Below are 16,488 nucleotides of genomic sequence, written 5' to 3'. Positions count from 1 at the left end.
GTCAGTGCCCTCCGCACCCGCAGCCGCCGTTGCCCGATCCCCCGGAACCGCAGCCGCCGCCGCAGCCACCCCCACCGCAGCCACCGGAGCTGCCGCGGGTCCGCCGCGCCCGCCCGGGCACGCCGGTGCGTTCCTGCGCCAGCCGGCGGTCGCCGACGTCCCCGCGGGAACCGCCGACCGTGATCCCGAGCGACTGGGCGAACAGCTCGTGCAGGTCGACGACGTCGATGTCCTCGGCGTCGCCGGCCTCCGACAGCGGTCGCTCCGACCACGGGCAGGCGCTGACCACGGTGTCGACGTCGAGCTCCGCGGCCCGCTCCAGGCGCAGCGCGCTGATCTTCCGCGTCAGCTCCGGCTTCTCGATCGGCAGGCCGCCACCGCCACCGGAGCAGTAGGACCACTGGGTCACCCGGTCGACGTCCTCGAACCGCAGCCCGGGGATCGCCCGCAGCAGCTCCCGCGGCTCGGCCCAGATGCCCTTGCGCTTGTTGAGCCGGCACGGGTCGTGGTAGGTGATCGCCCGGTCGACCGGGAACGACGGGGTCAGCTTCCCTTCGCGCAGGAGCTGGGCCAGCACCTCGATCACGAGGACGACCTCGATGTCGAACTCCTCGCCGAAGTACTTCGGGTAGTCCTCGGTGAAGCTGATGTAGTCGTGCGGGTCGAGCACGAGCACGCGCGTGGTGCCGGTGGCCCGCCAGTTGTCCAGGTTGTGCCGGGCGAAGCGCTGCGCCTGCTCGGCGTAGCCCATCTCGGCGGCCGGCCCGCCGCAGCACCACTGCTCGCCCATGAGGCCGAACTCGTAGCCCGCCAGCTGCAGCATCTGTGCCACCGCGCGCGGCACCGAGGTGCGGTAGAAGGCCGCCTCGCAGTCGACGAACAGGACGGTCTCGCCGCCGATCGGGATGTCGAGCCCCTCGGCCCAGTCCCGGACCTTCTCCTGGCTGACCGGCGTCTCGCCCAGCACCGGCTCGTGGGTGCGCAGGTCGGTGCGCTCGTTCCAGCTCTGCCAGCCCGGCTGGTGCACACCGCTCTCGACGGCGAGCGAGCGCACCGCCTTCACCACGTCCACCGTCCGCGTGCGGAAGCGGTAGAAGTCGCCGGTGAAGAGCGTGTTGGGGCACCGCAGCTCGCAGGCGCCGCACTGGGTGCAGTTGACGTAGTCGGCGGCGATGTCCTCGATGGACAGCTCGCCGCGCTCCATCGCCACGACGTTGGCGTGGAAGGCCGTGGGGGTCCACGACTCGTTGCGCTCGACCTGGGTGACCGGGCAGACCTCGCGGCAGAACTTGTGGCCCGAGGAGAAGCAGTTGTACGAGGTGTTGCGCCACTGCTCGACGAACGCGGCCGTCCTCGGGTCCTGCACCGGCGGTGGGACCGGTCCGGCGAGCGTCTCGGGGAACTCCGCCAGTTCGGGCGAGTTGGAGGGGGCCCCGGGGGTGAACGGTTCGGAGAGGGCGTCGACCCGGGGGGCCTGCCCGGGTGCCCGTTCGGGCTGGACCTGTGTCACTGCGGTGCTCCTCGTCACAGGAAGGCTGGGGCGTGCGTCACAGTAGCCACCAAAACCTATGGAATCAACGGTTAAGCCCGCGGGCGGTGGGTGGGAGACTTCCGGTCATCCCGGACCGAGGAGGCGGACGTGCAGTTGCTCAGCGGTGACGCGCGGCGCGCGGTCTTCGCCCCGCTCGACGACGGCGCCCTGCGCAGCGAGGCCGTGGTGCGGCGCGTCGGGAGTGCGATCGCGCTCGGGCTCCTGGGTGACGGCGAGCAGCTCCCGACCGAGACCGACCTGGCGACGATGCTCAACGTCTCCACGGTGACCCTGCGGGAGGCGCTGGCCGAGCTGCGGAAGCTCGGGCTGGTCGAGACCCGCCGCGGCCGCGGCGGTGGCAGCTTCGTGCGGGCGCGCGAGGACGTGCTGGCGGGGCTGGCCGAGGCCCGGCTGGCCGAGCTCGGCACCGCGGACCTGCGGGAGCTCGGGGACGTCCACGGGGCCGTCGCGGCGACCGCCGCCCGGCTGGCCGCCGCGCGTGCCTCCCGCACCGAGATCGCCCGCCTCCGGGACATCGTCGACCGGCTGGCCGAGGCGGACTCCGTCACCGGGCAGCGGCGGGCGGAGGGGCGCTTCTACGTCGAGCTGGCCGCCTGCGCGCAGTCGGTGCGGCTGACGATGCAGGAGATGGACCTGCACCTCGAGCTCGGCCAGCTGCCGTGGCCCCCGGCGCACGCCCCGGAGCTGCTGGGGGTCATCGTCGCCGGGCACCGGGCCGTCGTGGACGCCGTCGAGGCGCGCGACCCGGCCGGCGCACGGGCGCGGGCGGAGCAGCACATCGAGACGCGGACGCTCTGGTCGATCGAGCTGCGCCTGCGGCTGCCCGGTGCGGACGCAGCGGCCGACCGCCCGCGGGAGGTCTCGTGACCCCCGCGCCTGCGGCGGAGGCCCCGCGGGTGGCCGCGGCCGTCGCGGAGGTGGTGGAGCGGGTCTTCGGCACCGTCGGCACCGTGCGCGCCGAGGCGCTGCGGCCCGGCGCGCGGGAGGGCTTCCTGACCCGGGGGCCGGTGCTCGCCGACGACGTCCGCGAGCTCCTCCGGGAGTCGGACCAGCTCGCCGTCGGTCTCGGCCTGGTCGTCGCGCCCCGCCCCGAGCGCGGGCTCCCGCTGCGTCTGGAGTGGTGGCAGGTCGACCCCGATGGCGGCCGGTTGCGTTCGCTCGAGCCGGACCTGAAACCGACCAGCCTGGGGTACTACGACTACACCGCGGCCGAGTGGTTCGACGTGCCGCGCCGGACCGGGCGCCGGCACGTGGTCGGCCCCTACGTCGACGTGCACGGCACCGGCCGCTACCTCCTGACCCTGACCGAGCCGGTGGTGGTCGACGGCGAGTTCGCCGGCGTGGCCGGCGCCGACGTCCCCGTGCGCAGCTTCGAGGCGCACCTGCTGCGCGTCCTCGGCCGGCTCCCGGCACCGTTCGTCCTGGTCGACGAAGAGGGTCGCATCGTCCTCTCGACGGCCGCCCGCTGGCTGGTGGGCGGGCTGCTGCCGGCCGGTGCCGCGGCGGCCGGCCCGGTCGTCGAGGTCCCCGGTACGCCGTGGCGCGTGGTCCCGGCGGACGGCGGCAGCGTCCTCACCGCCTGAGCGGCGTGGCGGGACGAGCCCGCGCTCGCGTGCTCTTGTCCTCTGAACTCTGGCTCTATAGGTTTCCTCGACATCGTGACCTCGGACACAGCCGTGTCCGTGGACGGCCCGTCGCCCGCACCCGAGGAGAACCCCGTGACCCGACCCGGTGCACCCACCGGTACCAGCGACGACGACGCGCAGCTCGCCGCGCTCGGCTACACCGGCGAGTTCCATCGCAGCATGGGCCTGTGGGCCAACATGGCGCTCGGGTTCACGTACCTGTCGCCGCTGGTCGGCGTGTACTCGCTGTTCGCCTACAGCCTCTCCATCGGCGGGCCGCCCGCCATCTGGTGGATCGTCATCGTCGGCGCCGGCCAGCTGATGGTGTCCCTGGTGTTCGGCGAGGTCGTGTCCCAGTACCCGCTCGCCGGCGGCATCTACCCGTGGACCCGGCGGCTGTGGGGCCGGCGCTACGCGTGGATCGTCTCGTGGATCTACATCTGGGCGATCATCGTGACCGTCACGGCGGTGGCCGAGTTCGGCGGCGGCTTCGTGGCCGCGCTGTTCGACCTGGAGGCGACCTCGGGCGTCGTGCTGCTCACCGCGGTCGCCCTGCTCGTGGTGGCCTTCGCCGTCAACTACAGCGGCACCCGCACGCTGGCGCGGATCGCGCAGATCGGCCTGGCCGCGGAGCTCATCGGCGTCATCGCGCTCGGCCTGTTCCTGCTGCTGTTCCGCCGCGAGCAGCCGTTCTCGGTCTTCTTCGACACGCTCGGTGCCGGTGGGGGCGACGGGTACCTCGGGGTGTTCCTCGCCGCGTCGCTGTCCGGGCTGTTCCTGTTCTACGGCTTCGAGGCCTGCGGCGACGTCGCCGAGGAGGTCGCCGACCCGACCCGGCAGATCCCGCGCGCGATGATCCTGACCATCCTGGTCGGCGGGGTCTCCGGCCTGCTGTCCTACGCCGGCTACGTGCTCGCCGCGCCGGATCTGCAGGCGATCGTGAACGGGGAGGACGCCGACCCGATCCCGTCGATCCTCGAGAGCTCCCTGGGAACGGCCGGGTCGAAGGTCTTCCTGGTCGTCATCGTGATCGCGTTCCTGTCCTGCGTGCTGTCCCTGCAGGCCGCCGGCAGCCGGCTGCTCTACGCGTTCGCCCGCGACCGCATGCTGCCGGCGAGCGGGTGGCTGGCCCGCGTCTCACCGACGCACGCCGTCCCCATCAACGCGCTGCTGGTCGTCTGCGTCGTGCCGGTGCTGATCGCGGTGTTCGTCTACTTCCAGGAGGACATCCTGGCCCGCGTCACCGCCTTCGCCGTCCTCGGCATCTACGTCTCCTTCCAGGCCGTGGTGCTGGCCGCGCTGCGGCAGCGGCTCAAGGGCTGGCGGCCGGCCGGTCTCTGGAACCTGGGGACCGCCGGACTCGTGGTCAACGTCCTCGCGCTGGCCTACGGGATCTTCGCCATCGTCCTGCTGATCAAGCCCGCACCCGGCACGGAGACCTTCCTCGACCGCTGGATCGTCGCCATCGGGCTGGCCGTCGTCGCAGGCAGCGGGCTGCTGTACCTGTTCCTGGCCCGGCCGGACCGGCATTCTTCGCACATCCCGGAAGGTGATGCCCGGGAGGTGGCCGCACAGCTCCAGCAGATCCGGCGCGAGAGCCGCGCCCAGGTGACCGAGGAGATCCGATGAAGTTCAGTTACGCGATGCTGCCCGACTACCCCCTCGAGGAGTCGCTCCGGGCGATCAGGCTGGCCGACGAGCTCGGCTTCCACGCCGTCTACGCGGCCGACGAGACCTGGCACAAGGACCTCTGGCTGATCTTCGCCGCCGCGGCCGCCCAGACCTCGCGGGTGCGGATGGGGCCCAGCGTCTCGGCGGTGACCCTGCGCGAGCCGACGTTGATCGCGCAGGCCGCCGCAACGCTCGACGAGCTGACCGGTGGCCGTGCGGAGGTCGTGCTCTCCAGCGGCAACTTCGGCCTGCTCGCCCAGTACAAGACGGACTGGACGAAGACCAAGCCGCTGTCGCGGGTCATCGAGGGCGTCAAGGTGATGCGCACGTTCCTCGACGACGGCGCGATCACCTTCGACGGGGAGTTCTTCTCCTACGAGGGCCTGTTCACCTTCGCCCGGCCGGTGCAGGAGCGGCTGCCGGTGAAGATGGGGGCGATGCGGGGTCCGAAGTCCTTCGAGGCCGCGGCCGAGCACTCCGACGGCTGCCACCACGCGCTGAGCTACACGCGCGAGGCCTACGAGTACGCCGCCGAGCACCTGCGCATCGGTGCCGAGCGGGCCGGCAAGGACTGGACGACGCTGGACTTCGGAGCCTGGGTCGTGGTCGCCGTCGGCCGGGACTCGGCGGCGGCCAAGGACGCGGCCCGGAGCATGGTCGGCATCTACGCCTCCTCGATGCCGGCCGAGCAACTGCAGCGCAACGGCGTGGACCCGGACAGCCTCAAGCCGATCATCGACGCGATCGCCGGCGGCGACCTCGCCCGGGGCATCGAGCTGACCAGCCCGGAGCTCGCCGACAAACTGTCCTTCGCCGGCACGCCGGAGGAGGTGACGGCGAAGATCAAGGAGATCGAGCCCGCCGGCGTCAACCACGTCGTCGCCGCCCTCACCGACGCATCCCTGGTCAAGGCGTTCACCGGCCGCGAGCTGCCCGGGGTCGCCACCGTGGAGGAGCAGCTGCAGCTGCTGCACGACGAGGTCATGCCCGCGTTCGCGTAGCCTCTGCCGCGGCGTCCGGGGCCCGGCCCACCCAGCACGGGGTGGACCGGGCCCCTGCACGTCCGCGCTGCGCCCAGCACCCCGTCCCGGCCGGAGGACCCCCGTCATGACGTCCGCGATCCCCGTCAACGCCTACGAGCCGGGCCAGGAGCGGCCGGCGCGGTCGCTGACCATGTTCGGGCCGGACTTCCCGTTCGCCTACGACGACTGGCTGGCGCACCCGGCGGGCCTGGGCCGGCTGCCGGAGGCCGCACTGGGCACCGAGGTGGCGGTCATCGGCGGCGGGCTCTCGGGGATCGTGACCGCGTACGAGCTGATGCGACTGGGCCTGCGCCCGGTCGTCTACGAGGCGCACGAGATCGGTGGCCGGCTGCGCTCGGTGGGCTTCGACGGCCACCCCGGCGTCGTCGCCGAGATGGGCGCCATGCGCTTCCCGCCGACGTCGACCGCCCTGTTCCACTACGTGCGCGCCCTGGGCCTGGCGACCGAGCGGTTCCCCAACCCGCTCGACGTCGCGACGCCGAGCACGGTCGTCGATCTGAAGGGGGAGACCCACTACGCCCGCACCCTGGACGACCTGCCGCCGGTCTACCGCGAGGTCGCCGACGCCTGGCACCAGACCCTCGTCGAGGGGGCGCGGCTGGCGGAGATGCAGGACGCGATCCGCACGCGGGACGTCGTCACGATCAAGAAGCTGTGGGACGAGCTGGTCGAGCGGCTCGACGACACCACCTTCTACGGGTTCCTGGCCGCCTCGCCGGCGTTCCGCTCGTTCCGGCACCGTGAGATCTTCGGCCAGGTCGGCTTCGGTACCGGCGGCTGGGACACCGACTACCCCAACTCGATCCTCGAGATCCTGCGCGTGGTCTACACCGCCGCCGACGACGACCACCTGAGCATCGTGGGCGGCAGCCAGCAGCTGCCCGTGGGCCTGTGGCACGCGGCGCCCGCCGATCCCGCGCACTGGCCGGCCGGCACGACCCTGGCCTCCCTCCACCCCGGCGGGCGACCGCTGCCGCGGGTGACCCGGCTGCACCGCACCGCGCCGCACCACCTCACGGTCACCGCCGGCGACGGCTCGATCCGGACCTACCCGGCCGCGGTCTTCACGGCGCAGAGCTGGATGCTGCTCTCCCGGATCTCCTGCGACGAGGACCTGTTCCCGATCGACCACTGGACGGCGATCGAACGGACCCACTACATGGGGTCCACCAAGCTGTTCTGCCTCGTGGACCGCCCGTTCTGGCAGGACGTCGACCCGGCCACCGGCCGGGACCGCATGAGCATGACGCTCACCGACCGCATGACCCGCGGCACCTACCTGCTCGACCAGGGGAAGGGCCGCCCCGGGCTGATCTGCCTGTCGTACACGTGGGCCGACGACTCGCTCAAGTGGCTGCCCCTGTCCGCGCAGGACCGGATGGAGGTCATGCTGGCCTCGCTGCGCCAGATCTACCCCGACGTGGACCTGCGCCGGCACGTCATAGCCTCACCGGTCACCGTCTCGTGGGAGTCCGAGCCCGATTTCATGGGCGCGTTCAAGGCCAACCTGCCCGGCCACTACCGCTACCAGCGGCGGCTGTTCACGCACTTCATGCAGGACGAGCTGCCGGAGCGCTTCCGGGGGCTGTTCCTCGCCGGCGACGACATCTCCTGGACGGCGGGCTGGGCGGAGGGGGCGGTGCAGACGGCGCTCAACGCGGTGTGGGGCGTGCTCCACCACCTCGGTGGCCGGACGCACCCGGGCAACCCGGGGCCCGGGGACCTGTTCCAGGATCTGGCGCCGGTGCGCCTGCCCGAGTAGAAGGACCACCCTTCCCCCCACACCTCGCTCCGCTCGGCGCGGGCCCCTGAAGGGTGGCCGTTCCATCCCGTCACCACGCTCGGCGCGGGCCCCTGAAGGGTGGCCGTTCCATCCCGTCACCACGCTCGGATCAAGCCGTGGGCGGGTGCAGGGCCAGCCAGAGCTCGGCGCGGACGGCGGGGTCGTCCAGATCGCGGCCGAGCAGCTCCGCCGCCCGCCGGATGCGCTTGCGCATGGTGTGGCGGTGCACGCCGAGCCGGGCGGCCGCGGGCTCCCACTGGCCGTGGCAGGACAGCCAGATCCGCAGGGAGTCGACCAGGTCCCCGGGCCCGGCCCGGTCCGCGGCCACGAGCGGCGCCAGCGTCGCCTCGGCGAACGCCGACGTGGCAGCCGGGTCCAGCAGGGCACCCAGCCCGCGACCGGCCAGGTCGGCGAAGGCGGTGGCCGCGTGCCCGCCCGCCCGGCCGTGCTCGGCGGCCTGGCGGGCCTGCCGCACGCCGTCGGCCAGCCGCGGCCACGGCACCGGCTCGGCGGTGCCCAGGACGGCGCCGGCGACGCCGCCGGTCAGGCCCGTCGACCGATCCGCGAGCTTCCCGCCGCCGGCCACCAGGATCACCAGGGCGCCGTCGAGGTCCGCGGCGAAGAGCGTCTCCCCGGCATGGGCGGCGGCGTCCCCGGCGGAGTCCACGGCGGCGGCGCGCTGGTCCGCACCGCCCAGCACCACCAGCGGTCGGACCGGCGCATCGGGCAGCCGTTCGCCCAGCTCGCCGAGGACCGAGCCGACCAGGGCATCCTGACCCTCGAGCAGCAGCCGCAGCAGCGCGGCGCGCAGGAGCGCCGTGGCGCCGTCGAGGGCGCGGGACTGCTCCAGCCGCAGGGTCAGCAGCAGGGCGGCGGCGTTGACCACCGAGCGGTCCGCCGCGGGGAAGGGGCCCCGCCGGCCGACGGCCAGGAAGCCGCGGGCGCGTGCGCCGGTGCCCAGCGACTGGAGGAGGACCACGTCCTCGGGCCGGGTGAGCGCCGCACCGGCCGGCGGCCGCGCGGCGCGCAGCCGGTCGATCGCCGGGACCAGGTCGCCCGCCCGCTGCAGGGCGGACCGGGGCGCGGCCTGCAGCGGCGTCCCGGCGGCGTCCACGAGCAGCGCCCAACCCCCCAGGTGGCGCGCCAGCCGCTCCACCACCGCCGCCGGCGCCCCCGTGCCCAGCGTCGCGCGGGTCAGCTCCTGCTGGACCGCGGCTGCCTTCGCCACCGCGGCGTACTCGTCGGCGGCCAGGGCTGCCGAGACGGTTCGGGACAGTGCGATGAACGGCGTCCGGCGGGGGACCTCGAGCACGGCGAGGCCGCGCTCGTCGGCCGCGCGGACCAGTTCCCGGGGCACGTGCGGGTGGCTGAGCCCGGTGCCCAGGCCGAGGGCGGCCACCCCGGCTCCGGCCAGCCGGTCGACGTACTCGAGGCAGCGGTCGCCGTCGGGGGTCAGCGGGAGGCCGGTGGTCAGCAGGAGCTCACCGCCCTCGAGGAACGGGGCCGGGTCGGCGAGCTCGCTGACGTGCACCCAGGACAGCCGCCGGTCCACCGGGGCCGAGCGGGTGTGCAGGGTGAGACCGAGAGCGGGGTGGCCCAGCAGGGTGGCGACGGTGACCGGCACGGGCAGACCTTCGACGAAGCGGACACTCCGACGCCTCCCGGGCGCCGGAGTGGACAGTACCGCCGCGGGGCGGGGCGGCGGACCCTGGACACCGCTCGTCCCCCTCCCGGGGGGCGCGCGACCCATTCCCGAGGAGGACCGATGACCGACGTGCTGGCCGGACCCCGGAGCGTTCCCCAGGAGCGCCGGCTGGTCACCGAGCTGCCCGGCCCCCGCTCGCGGGAACTGGCTGCTCGTCGCGCGGCCGCGGTGTCCGCCGCCGTGGGCGGCACCGTGCCCTGCTACGTCGAGCGCGCCGAAGGAGCCGTGGTCGTCGACGTCGACGGCAACGCGCTGATCGACCTCGGCGCGGGCATCGCCGTGGTCAACGTCGGCCACGCCGCACCCGAGGTGGTGGCCGCGGTGTCCGACCAGGTCGCCGCGTTCTCCCACACCTGCTTCATGGTGAACCCCTACGAGGGCTACGTCGCCGTGTGCGAGGAGCTGGCGCGGATCACCCCGGGCGACCACGCCAAGAAGTCGGCGCTGTTCAACTCCGGCGCCGAGGCGGTCGAGAACGCGGTCAAGATCGCTCGGCACGCCACCGGGCGTTCGGCGATCGTCGTGTTCGACCACGCCTACCACGGCCGCACGAACCTCACGATGGCGCTGACGGCGAAGAACATGCCGTACAAGCACGGCTTCGGGCCGTTCGCCTCCGACATCTACCGGGTGCCGATGTCCTACCCGTACCGCGACGAACCGGGGATCACCGGCGCGCAGGCCGCGGCCCGCGCGATCGCGGTCATCGAGGCCCAGGTCGGCGCGGACGAGGTCGCGGCCGTGCTGATCGAGCCGATCCAGGGCGAGGGTGGCTTCGTCGTCCCCGCCGACGGGTTCCTCCCCGCGATCGCCGACTGGTGCCGGCAGTCGGGCGCGCTGTTCGTGGCCGACGAGATCCAGACCGGCTTCTGCCGGACCGGCAGCTGGTTCGCCTGCGAGGCCGAGGGCGTCGTCCCGGACCTGATCACGACGGCGAAGGGCATCGCCGCCGGCCTGCCGCTGTCGGCGGTGACCGGGCGCGCGGAGATCATGGACGCCGTCCACACCGGGGGTCTCGGCGGCACCTACGGCGGCAACCCGGTCGCCTGCGCCGCCGCGCTGGCGACCATCCGCACCATGCGCGAGCAGGACCTCGCCGGCGCCGCGCGCGCCATCGAGGCGACCATGGTGCCGCGGCTGCGGGCGCTGGCCGACCGCACCGGGGTCATCGGCGACGTCCGCGGGCGAGGGGCCATGCTCGCCGTCGAGCTGGTCCGTCCCGGCACCACCGAGCCGGACGCCGAGCTGGCCGGCCGGATCGCGAAGGCCTGCCACGCGCAGGGGGTGATCGTGCTGACCGCCGGCACGTTCGGCAACGTGCTGCGCTTCCTGCCCCCGCTGGTCATCGGGCAGGAGCTGCTCGCCGACGCGCTCGACGTCCTCGACGCCGCCTTCGCCGAGCAGGTCGCGGCCCGGTGAGGCCGTCCCGTGCGGCGCCCCTGCGGACGCCGCACGGGAGGCAGCCCTCTGGCCGGTCGAGGGCCGGCACCGACAGCAGGAGGAGACCCATGCGCGTCGCGCTGTTCCAGGGGCCGGCGGAGACGCCGGATGCCGAGGCGGGGCTGGCCGCGATCGCCGACGCCGCCCGGCGCGCGGCCGAGGCCGGCGCCCGGCTGCTGGTCGCGCCGGAGATGTCGGTGACCGGCTACGCGATCGGTGCCGAGCGGGTGACCGCGCTGGCCGAGCCCGTGCCCGGCGCCTACACCGAGCGGATGGCCGCCGTCGCCGTGGAGACGGGCGTGGCGATCGCGTTCGGACAGCCCGAGCGGACGGCCTCCGGCATCGCCAACTCGGTGCAGGTCGTCGACCGGGACGGCACGCTGCTCGCCGGCTACCGGAAGGCGCACCTCTTCGGCGACCTCGATCGCGAATGCTTCGTCGCCGGCGACGTGGGGGTCGTCCAGTTCTCCCTCGACGGCGTCGTCGTCGGCCTGCTCATCTGCTACGACGTGGAGTTCCCCGAGGCGGTCCGGGCGCACGCGGTGGCGGGAACCGAGCTGCTGGTGGTCCCGACCGGACTGATGGATCCCTACGGCGCCGTGAGCTCGCTGCTCGTGCCGGCGCGGGCGCTGGAGAGCCAGCTCTTCGTCGCCTACGTCAACCGGATCGGCCGCGAGGGCGGCTACACCTACTGCGGCTCCAGCTGCGTGATCGGCCCGGACGGCACCGAGTTGGCCCGGGCCGGGCTGGGGGAGGAGCTGCTGGTCGCCGACGTCGACCCGGCTGCCCTGGCGCCCTCCCGCGCGCTGAACCCCTACCTCCGCGACCGCCGTCCCGAGCTGTACGCCGCGCCGCCGGCCTGAGCGCCGGGACGGGAGGGCGTTCAGCCGCCCTCGCGCATCCCCCAGGGGGAGCCGTAGGCGGTGAGCAGGTCGAGGAAGGGGACGGCGTCGAAGGCCTCCGGGCCCAGGACGCCGGCGCCCTGCCACCGGCCGGTGGCGAGGAGCTCGAGGGCCACCACCGGGTTGACCGCGGTCTGCCAGACGACGGCCTGGGTCCCGTACTCCGTCATGGACCAGGCGTTGTCCACGACGTGGTACAGGTAGACCTCACGCGGGTTGCCGTCGCGGCCGGTGCCGCGCACCCACAGGCCCGCGCACGTCTTGCCGGTCATCAGCCCGCCGAGTCCGGCGGGGTCGGGCAGGGTGGCGGCGACGACGTCACGTGGCGCGACCTCCACATCACCGACCCGCACCGGGGTGGTCGAGTCCAGGCCCGTCTTGTGCAGCGCCTTGAGGACGTCGATGAACTCCGTCCCGAGCCCGTACTTGAACGTCACCCGCCGCGCGTCGACCCACCGCGGCATGAGGACGACCTCCTCGTGCTCCACGTTGACGCACTCGACCGGGCCGATCCCCTCGGGGAAGTCGAAGACCTCCGGCTCGCTGAACGGTTCGGTGGTGAACCAGCCGCGATCCCGCTCCCAGATCACCGGCGGGTTGAGGCACTCCTCGATCGTGGTCCAGATGGAGAAGGACGGCGCGAAGTCGTGGCCGCGCACCGCCAGGTTCGCTCCGTCGCGGACGCCGAGCTCGTCGATCTCCGCGAAGAGGTGGTCGGCGGCGTAGCGGGCGAACACGTCGGACAGCCCCGGCTCCACGCCCATCCCGACCAGGGCGAGCCGCCCGGCCGCCTCCCAGTGCCCGGCGAGCGCGAACTGCTCGTCGCCGAGCTTGACCCCGGTCCGGCGGTGGGGCTCCTCCGGGTGCGGGCGGGACAGCGACATCGCCATGTCGAGGTAGTCGACGCCCGCGGACAGGGCGGCCCGGAACAGCGGCATGACGAACCGCGGATCCGTCGCGTTGAGCAGCACGGTGCACCCGTGCTCGGCCAGCAGCGCCCCGACGGCCGCCTCGTCGGACGCGTCCACCCGGGCGGCGACGAACCGGGGGTCGCCGGTCGCGGCCACGGCCTTCTCGGCCCGGGCGAGCTGGACGTCCGCCACGACGAGACGCTCGACGAACTCCCGGCGTGCGGCGATCGCGGTCACCGCCGCGCCCACACCTCCGGCGCCGACCAGCAGGATGCGCATGCCCACCTCCGGGGGGATCGGGTCGGACGGGGCGGCCGGTGCGGAGCGCGCCGGCCGCCCCGGGCTCAGAGCTGCTGCCAGGCCTCGGTGAGGACCGAACGGAGGATCTGCTCGATCTCGTCGAAGTGGCTCTGGTCGCAGGTCAGCGGCGGCGCCAGCTGCACCACCGGGTCGCCCCGGTCGTCGGCGCGGCAGTACAGGCCGTTGTCGAACAGCGCCTTGGAGAGGAACCCGCGCAGCAGCCGCTCGGCCTCGTCGTCGTCGAAGGTCGCCTTCGTGGCCTTGTCCTTGACCAGCTCGATCCCGTAGAAGTACCCGTCCCCGCGGACGTCGCCGACGATCGGCAGGTCGAGCAGCCCCTCCAGGGTCCGGCGGAAGGCGCCCTCGTTGCGGCGCACGTTGCCGTTGAGGTCCTCCCGCTCGAAGAGGTCGAGGTTGGCCATGGCCACGGCGGCCGAGACGGGGTGCCCGCCGAAGGTGTAGCCGTGGGCGAAGGAGTTGTCGCCCCGGCGGAACGGCCCGAACAGCCGGTCGCTGGCGATCATGGCGCCGATGGGGGAGTAGCCCGAGGTGAGCCCCTTGGCGCAGGTGATCATGTCGGGCACGTAGCCGTACCGGTCGCAGGCGAAGGTCTCACCGAGCCGGCCGAAGGCGCAGATCACCTCGTCGGAGACGAGCAGGACGTCGTGCCGGTCGCAGATCTCGCGGACCCGGGCGAAGTACCCGGGAGGCGGCGGGAAGCAGCCGCCGGAGTTCTGCACCGGCTCCAGGAACACGGCCGCGACGGAGTCGGCCCCTTCCATCTCGATGGCGATCTCGATCTGGTCGGCCGCCCACCGGCCGAAGGCCTCGGGGTCGTCCCCGTGCTCGGGAGCCCGGTAGAAGTTGGTGTTGGGAGCCTTGTGCGCCCCGGGGACCAGTGGCTCGAAGGGCATCTTCGCCGCCGGGATGCCGGTGATGGACAGGGCGCCCTGGGGGGTCCCGTGGTAGGCGACGGCCCGGCTGATGACCTTGTGCTTCATGGGCTTGCCCACGAGCTTGAAGTACTGCTTGGCCAGCTTCCACGCCGTCTCGACCGCCTCGCCGCCGCCGGTGGTGAAGAAGACCCGGTTGAGGTCCCCGGGCGCCGCGGCGGCCAGCCGCTCGGCCAGGGTGATCGCGGTCGGGTGCGCGTAGCTCCACAGCGGGAAGAAGGCGAGCTCGGTGGCCTGCCGGGCGGCGGCCTCGGCGAGCTCGGCGCGCCCGTGGCCGGCCTGGACGACGAACAGCCCGGAGAGCCCGTCGAGGTAGCGGCGGCCCTGGGCGTCCCAGATGTAGGGGCCCTCGCCGCGCACGATCACCGGCACCTCGCCGCCGTCGTCGTAGGTCGAGTGCCGGGTGAAGTGCATCCACAGGTGGTCGCGGGCCGCGGCGGAGAGCCGGTCCGCCGCCGCCGTGGTGCCGGGCGTCGTCACGAACTGCGAGGTGGCGGTCATCGGGTTCCCCAGGTGTAGGTCTGCTTGGCGAGCTTGAGGTAGACGAAGGTCTCGGTGGTGCGGACTCCGGGCAGCGCGCGGATGCCGTTGGTGACGACGGACAGGAGGTGGGCCTCGTCCTCGCAGACGATCTCGACGAGGATGTCGAACGAGCCGGCCGTGATGATCACGTAGTCCACCTCGGGGAGCTTCCCGATCTTGTCGGCGATCTCGGTGAGGTCCCCGTCGGCGCGGATGCCGATCATGGCCTGCAGTGCGAAGCCCAGCTGGACCGGATCGGTCACGGCCACGATCTGCATGACCCCCGCGTCGAGGAGGCGCTGGACCCGCTGCCGCACGGCGGCCTCGGACAGCCCGACCTCGCGGCCGATGGTCGCGTAGGCGCGCCGGCCGTTCTGCTGGAGCTGCTCGATGATCGCCTTCGAGGTGTCGTCGAGCTGATGGCCCCGGTCCTGCCGGGGGCGTGTGGTCACCCCGGCATGGTGTCGTCCGGCGGCACCCCGTGGCAAGAGATTCCGTCGTTCGATCTCGTCCATCCCACTCATTCCTGTGTTGCACCGCACGGATACGGCGATATCCGCTGTCCGACCGGCTGATCAGCCGCCGGTCAGCCGGGCCAGGAGCTGCCCGGTGCGGCGCGCCGGCCGTCCGGTCCGGGCGGCGATCGCGTCGGTCAGCCCGGCCAGCTGCAGCCCGCCGTTGATGCCGAGCCACCGCAGCGGCTCCGGCTCCCAGTGCGGGGAGCGGTGCCCGACCCACGGCAGGTGCACGAGGTCGCTGTCGCGCTGCAGCACCAGGTCGGCCAGGGTCCGGCCGGCGAGGTTCGACGTCCCCACGCCGTCACCGACGTAGCCACCCGCCCAGGCCAGACCGGTCCGCCGGTCCAGCCCCACCGAGCTCATCCAGTCGCGGGGCACCCCCAGCGGCCCGCCCCAGCGGTGGGTGGTCCGGGCGTCGGCGGCAGCGGGGAACAGGTCGACCAGCGTCCGCCGCAGCGCGGCGAAGACGCGTTCGGAGCCGTCGTGGCCGGGGAGGACCGACGACGCGTAGTGGTAGGGCGCGCCGCGGCCGCCGAGGGCGATGCGGTCGTCGGCGGTGCGCTGCGCGTAGATGATCAGGTTGCGGCCGTCGGTCACCGTCTCGCGGCCGGCCCAGCCGACCTCGTCCCAGAAGCCGGGCGGGAGCGGTTCGGTGGCGATCATCAGCGAGTAGACGGGTGCGAGGGCCCGGCGGTGGCCGGCGAGCGTGGCCGTGTACCCCTCCGTCGCCCGGATGACGGAGTCGGCGCGGACGCGGCCGTGCGCGGTCTCCGCCACGCCGGGGCCGATGCGGGTGACCCGGGTCCGCTCGTGCACGGTAACGCCGGCGCGTTCGACGACGTCGGCGAGCCCGCGCACGAGGCGGGCGGGGTGGACCCGGGCGCAGTGCGGGGTGAAGACCCCGCCCAGGCAGGTCGACGTCCGGACCCGCCCGGCCGTCTCGGCCGCGTCCAGCCAGGCGACGTCCTCGGCGCCGGCCCCCCACGCGTGCTCGTGCTCCACCTCCGCCTGCAGCGCGGCGACGTGCTCGGGCCGCGTGGCGATCGCCAGGGTGCCGCCCTTCACGTACTGGGCGTCGATGCCCTCCTCTGCGGCGACCCGGCCGACCTCGTCGACGGTCCGCCGGAGCTCCCGGTGCAGGTCGACGGCGGCCTGCCGCCCGGCGGTCCGGGCGATGCGTTCGCGGCTGGCCGCGAACAGCGCCGAGCACCACCCGCCGTTGCGGCCGCTGGCCCCGAACCCGGCGACCTCGGCCTCGAGCACGACGATCCGCAGGGTCGGGTCGGCCCGGGCGAGGTAGTACGCCGTCCACAGGCCGGTGAACCCGGCGCCGACGACGGCGACGTCGGCATCGATGTCGCGGCTCAGGGACGGGCGGGGGACGACCGCCCCCGGGAGCGTGTCGAACCAGAGCCCGGGTGGACCGGGCACGGTCGGATCGGTGGTCATGGCGACTCCCGTCGGCGAAGGAATCCGTAGCGGTATCGATCCGTGACGACCGAACCCTTGTCCGGCGGGGATGTTGTCTGCCAATCTGCGCACTGCGCAAGCACTGATGTGAAA

13 protein-coding genes are annotated in these 16,488 nt (G+C 73.6%); 7 read left to right on the top strand and 6 right to left on the bottom strand.

Annotated features, from left to right (window positions below; translation table 11 throughout):
* Position 1: 1 nt before the first annotated feature.
* Complete coding sequence (locus BMW62_RS12540) at positions 2-1,510, bottom strand: (Fe-S)-binding protein (RefSeq protein ID WP_211435106.1); 1,509 nt, start codon at positions 1,508-1,510, stop codon at positions 2-4.
* 129 nt (positions 1,511-1,639) lie between these two features.
* Here BMW62_RS12540 and BMW62_RS12535 point away from each other — a divergent pair, with 129 nt between their 5' ends.
* The 5 genes from BMW62_RS12535 (at position 1,640) to BMW62_RS12515 (ending at position 7,653) form a co-directional block, all read left to right on the top strand.
* Positions 1,640-2,419: a FadR/GntR family transcriptional regulator gene (locus BMW62_RS12535; protein WP_170852355.1), complete on the top strand. Its 780-nt coding sequence runs from the start codon at positions 1,640-1,642 to the stop codon at positions 2,417-2,419.
* The gene (locus tag BMW62_RS12530) at positions 2,416-3,135 is read left to right on the top strand and encodes a cache domain-containing protein (RefSeq protein WP_139206257.1); all 720 of its coding nucleotides are present in this window, start codon (positions 2,416-2,418) and stop codon (positions 3,133-3,135) included. The genes BMW62_RS12535 and BMW62_RS12530 overlap by 4 nt, the downstream gene beginning before the upstream one ends.
* Before the next feature lie 135 nt (positions 3,136-3,270).
* Entirely contained in the window at positions 3,271-4,806 is a 1,536-nt protein-coding gene (locus BMW62_RS12525) for an APC family permease (RefSeq protein ID WP_211435105.1), read from the top strand.
* Positions 4,803-5,849: an LLM class flavin-dependent oxidoreductase gene (locus BMW62_RS12520; protein ID WP_091931194.1), complete on the top strand. Its 1,047-nt coding sequence runs from the start codon at positions 4,803-4,805 to the stop codon at positions 5,847-5,849. Before BMW62_RS12525 ends, BMW62_RS12520 begins: the two co-directional genes overlap by 4 nt.
* Positions 5,850-5,955: 106 nt before the next feature.
* A complete protein-coding gene (locus tag BMW62_RS12515; protein WP_091931193.1) occupies positions 5,956-7,653 on the top strand; it encodes a flavin monoamine oxidase family protein in 1,698 nt (565 codons plus the stop codon).
* 130 nt (positions 7,654-7,783) lie between these two features.
* Here the strand turns inward: BMW62_RS12515 and BMW62_RS23485 are convergent, their stop codons facing one another.
* Complete coding sequence (locus BMW62_RS23485) at positions 7,784-9,298, bottom strand: PucR family transcriptional regulator (protein WP_211435104.1); 1,515 nt, start codon at positions 9,296-9,298, stop codon at positions 7,784-7,786.
* 141 nt (positions 9,299-9,439) lie between these two features.
* On the opposite strand from BMW62_RS23485, the gene gabT reads away from it, so the two are divergent.
* Both gabT and BMW62_RS12500 read left to right on the top strand, forming a co-directional pair.
* On the top strand, positions 9,440-10,798 hold the full coding sequence (gene gabT / locus BMW62_RS12505) for a 4-aminobutyrate--2-oxoglutarate transaminase (protein ID WP_091931191.1): 1,359 nt from the start codon (positions 9,440-9,442) through the stop codon (positions 10,796-10,798).
* Positions 10,799-10,887: 89 nt separating this feature from the next.
* Positions 10,888-11,682, top strand: a complete 795-nt coding sequence (locus tag BMW62_RS12500) for a carbon-nitrogen hydrolase family protein (RefSeq protein WP_091931190.1) — start codon at positions 10,888-10,890, stop codon at positions 11,680-11,682.
* Positions 11,683-11,702: 20 nt separating this feature from the next.
* Here BMW62_RS12500 and BMW62_RS12495 read toward each other — a convergent pair whose 3' ends face one another.
* The 4 genes from BMW62_RS12495 to BMW62_RS12480 all read right to left on the bottom strand — a co-directional run bounded on the left by BMW62_RS12495 (position 11,703) and on the right by BMW62_RS12480 (position 16,374).
* On the bottom strand, positions 11,703-12,911 hold the full coding sequence (locus BMW62_RS12495; protein ID WP_091931189.1) for a saccharopine dehydrogenase family protein: 1,209 nt from the start codon (positions 12,909-12,911) through the stop codon (positions 11,703-11,705).
* A gap of 65 nt (positions 12,912-12,976) precedes the next feature.
* Positions 12,977-14,386 carry an aspartate aminotransferase family protein gene (locus BMW62_RS12490; protein WP_091931188.1) on the bottom strand — a complete coding sequence of 470 codons (1,410 nt, stop codon included), beginning with the start codon at positions 14,384-14,386 and terminating at the stop codon, positions 12,977-12,979.
* Positions 14,383-14,859, bottom strand: a complete 477-nt coding sequence (locus BMW62_RS12485; protein WP_244524001.1) for an Lrp/AsnC family transcriptional regulator — start codon at positions 14,857-14,859, stop codon at positions 14,383-14,385. Before BMW62_RS12485 ends, BMW62_RS12490 begins: the two co-directional genes overlap by 4 nt.
* Positions 14,860-14,982: 123 nt before the next feature.
* Positions 14,983-16,374, bottom strand: coding sequence for an NAD(P)/FAD-dependent oxidoreductase (locus BMW62_RS12480; protein WP_091931186.1), 1,392 nt, complete (start codon positions 16,372-16,374; stop codon positions 14,983-14,985).
* Positions 16,375-16,488 lie beyond the last annotated feature (114 nt).

The sequence above is a fragment of the Blastococcus sp. DSM 46786 genome, assembly GCF_900109665.1.
GTDB lineage: Bacteria > Actinomycetota > Actinomycetes > Mycobacteriales > Geodermatophilaceae > Blastococcus > Blastococcus carthaginiensis.
The sequence above is the reverse complement of the archived record's forward strand: the minus strand, read 5'-3'. Positions and strand labels throughout refer to the sequence as shown.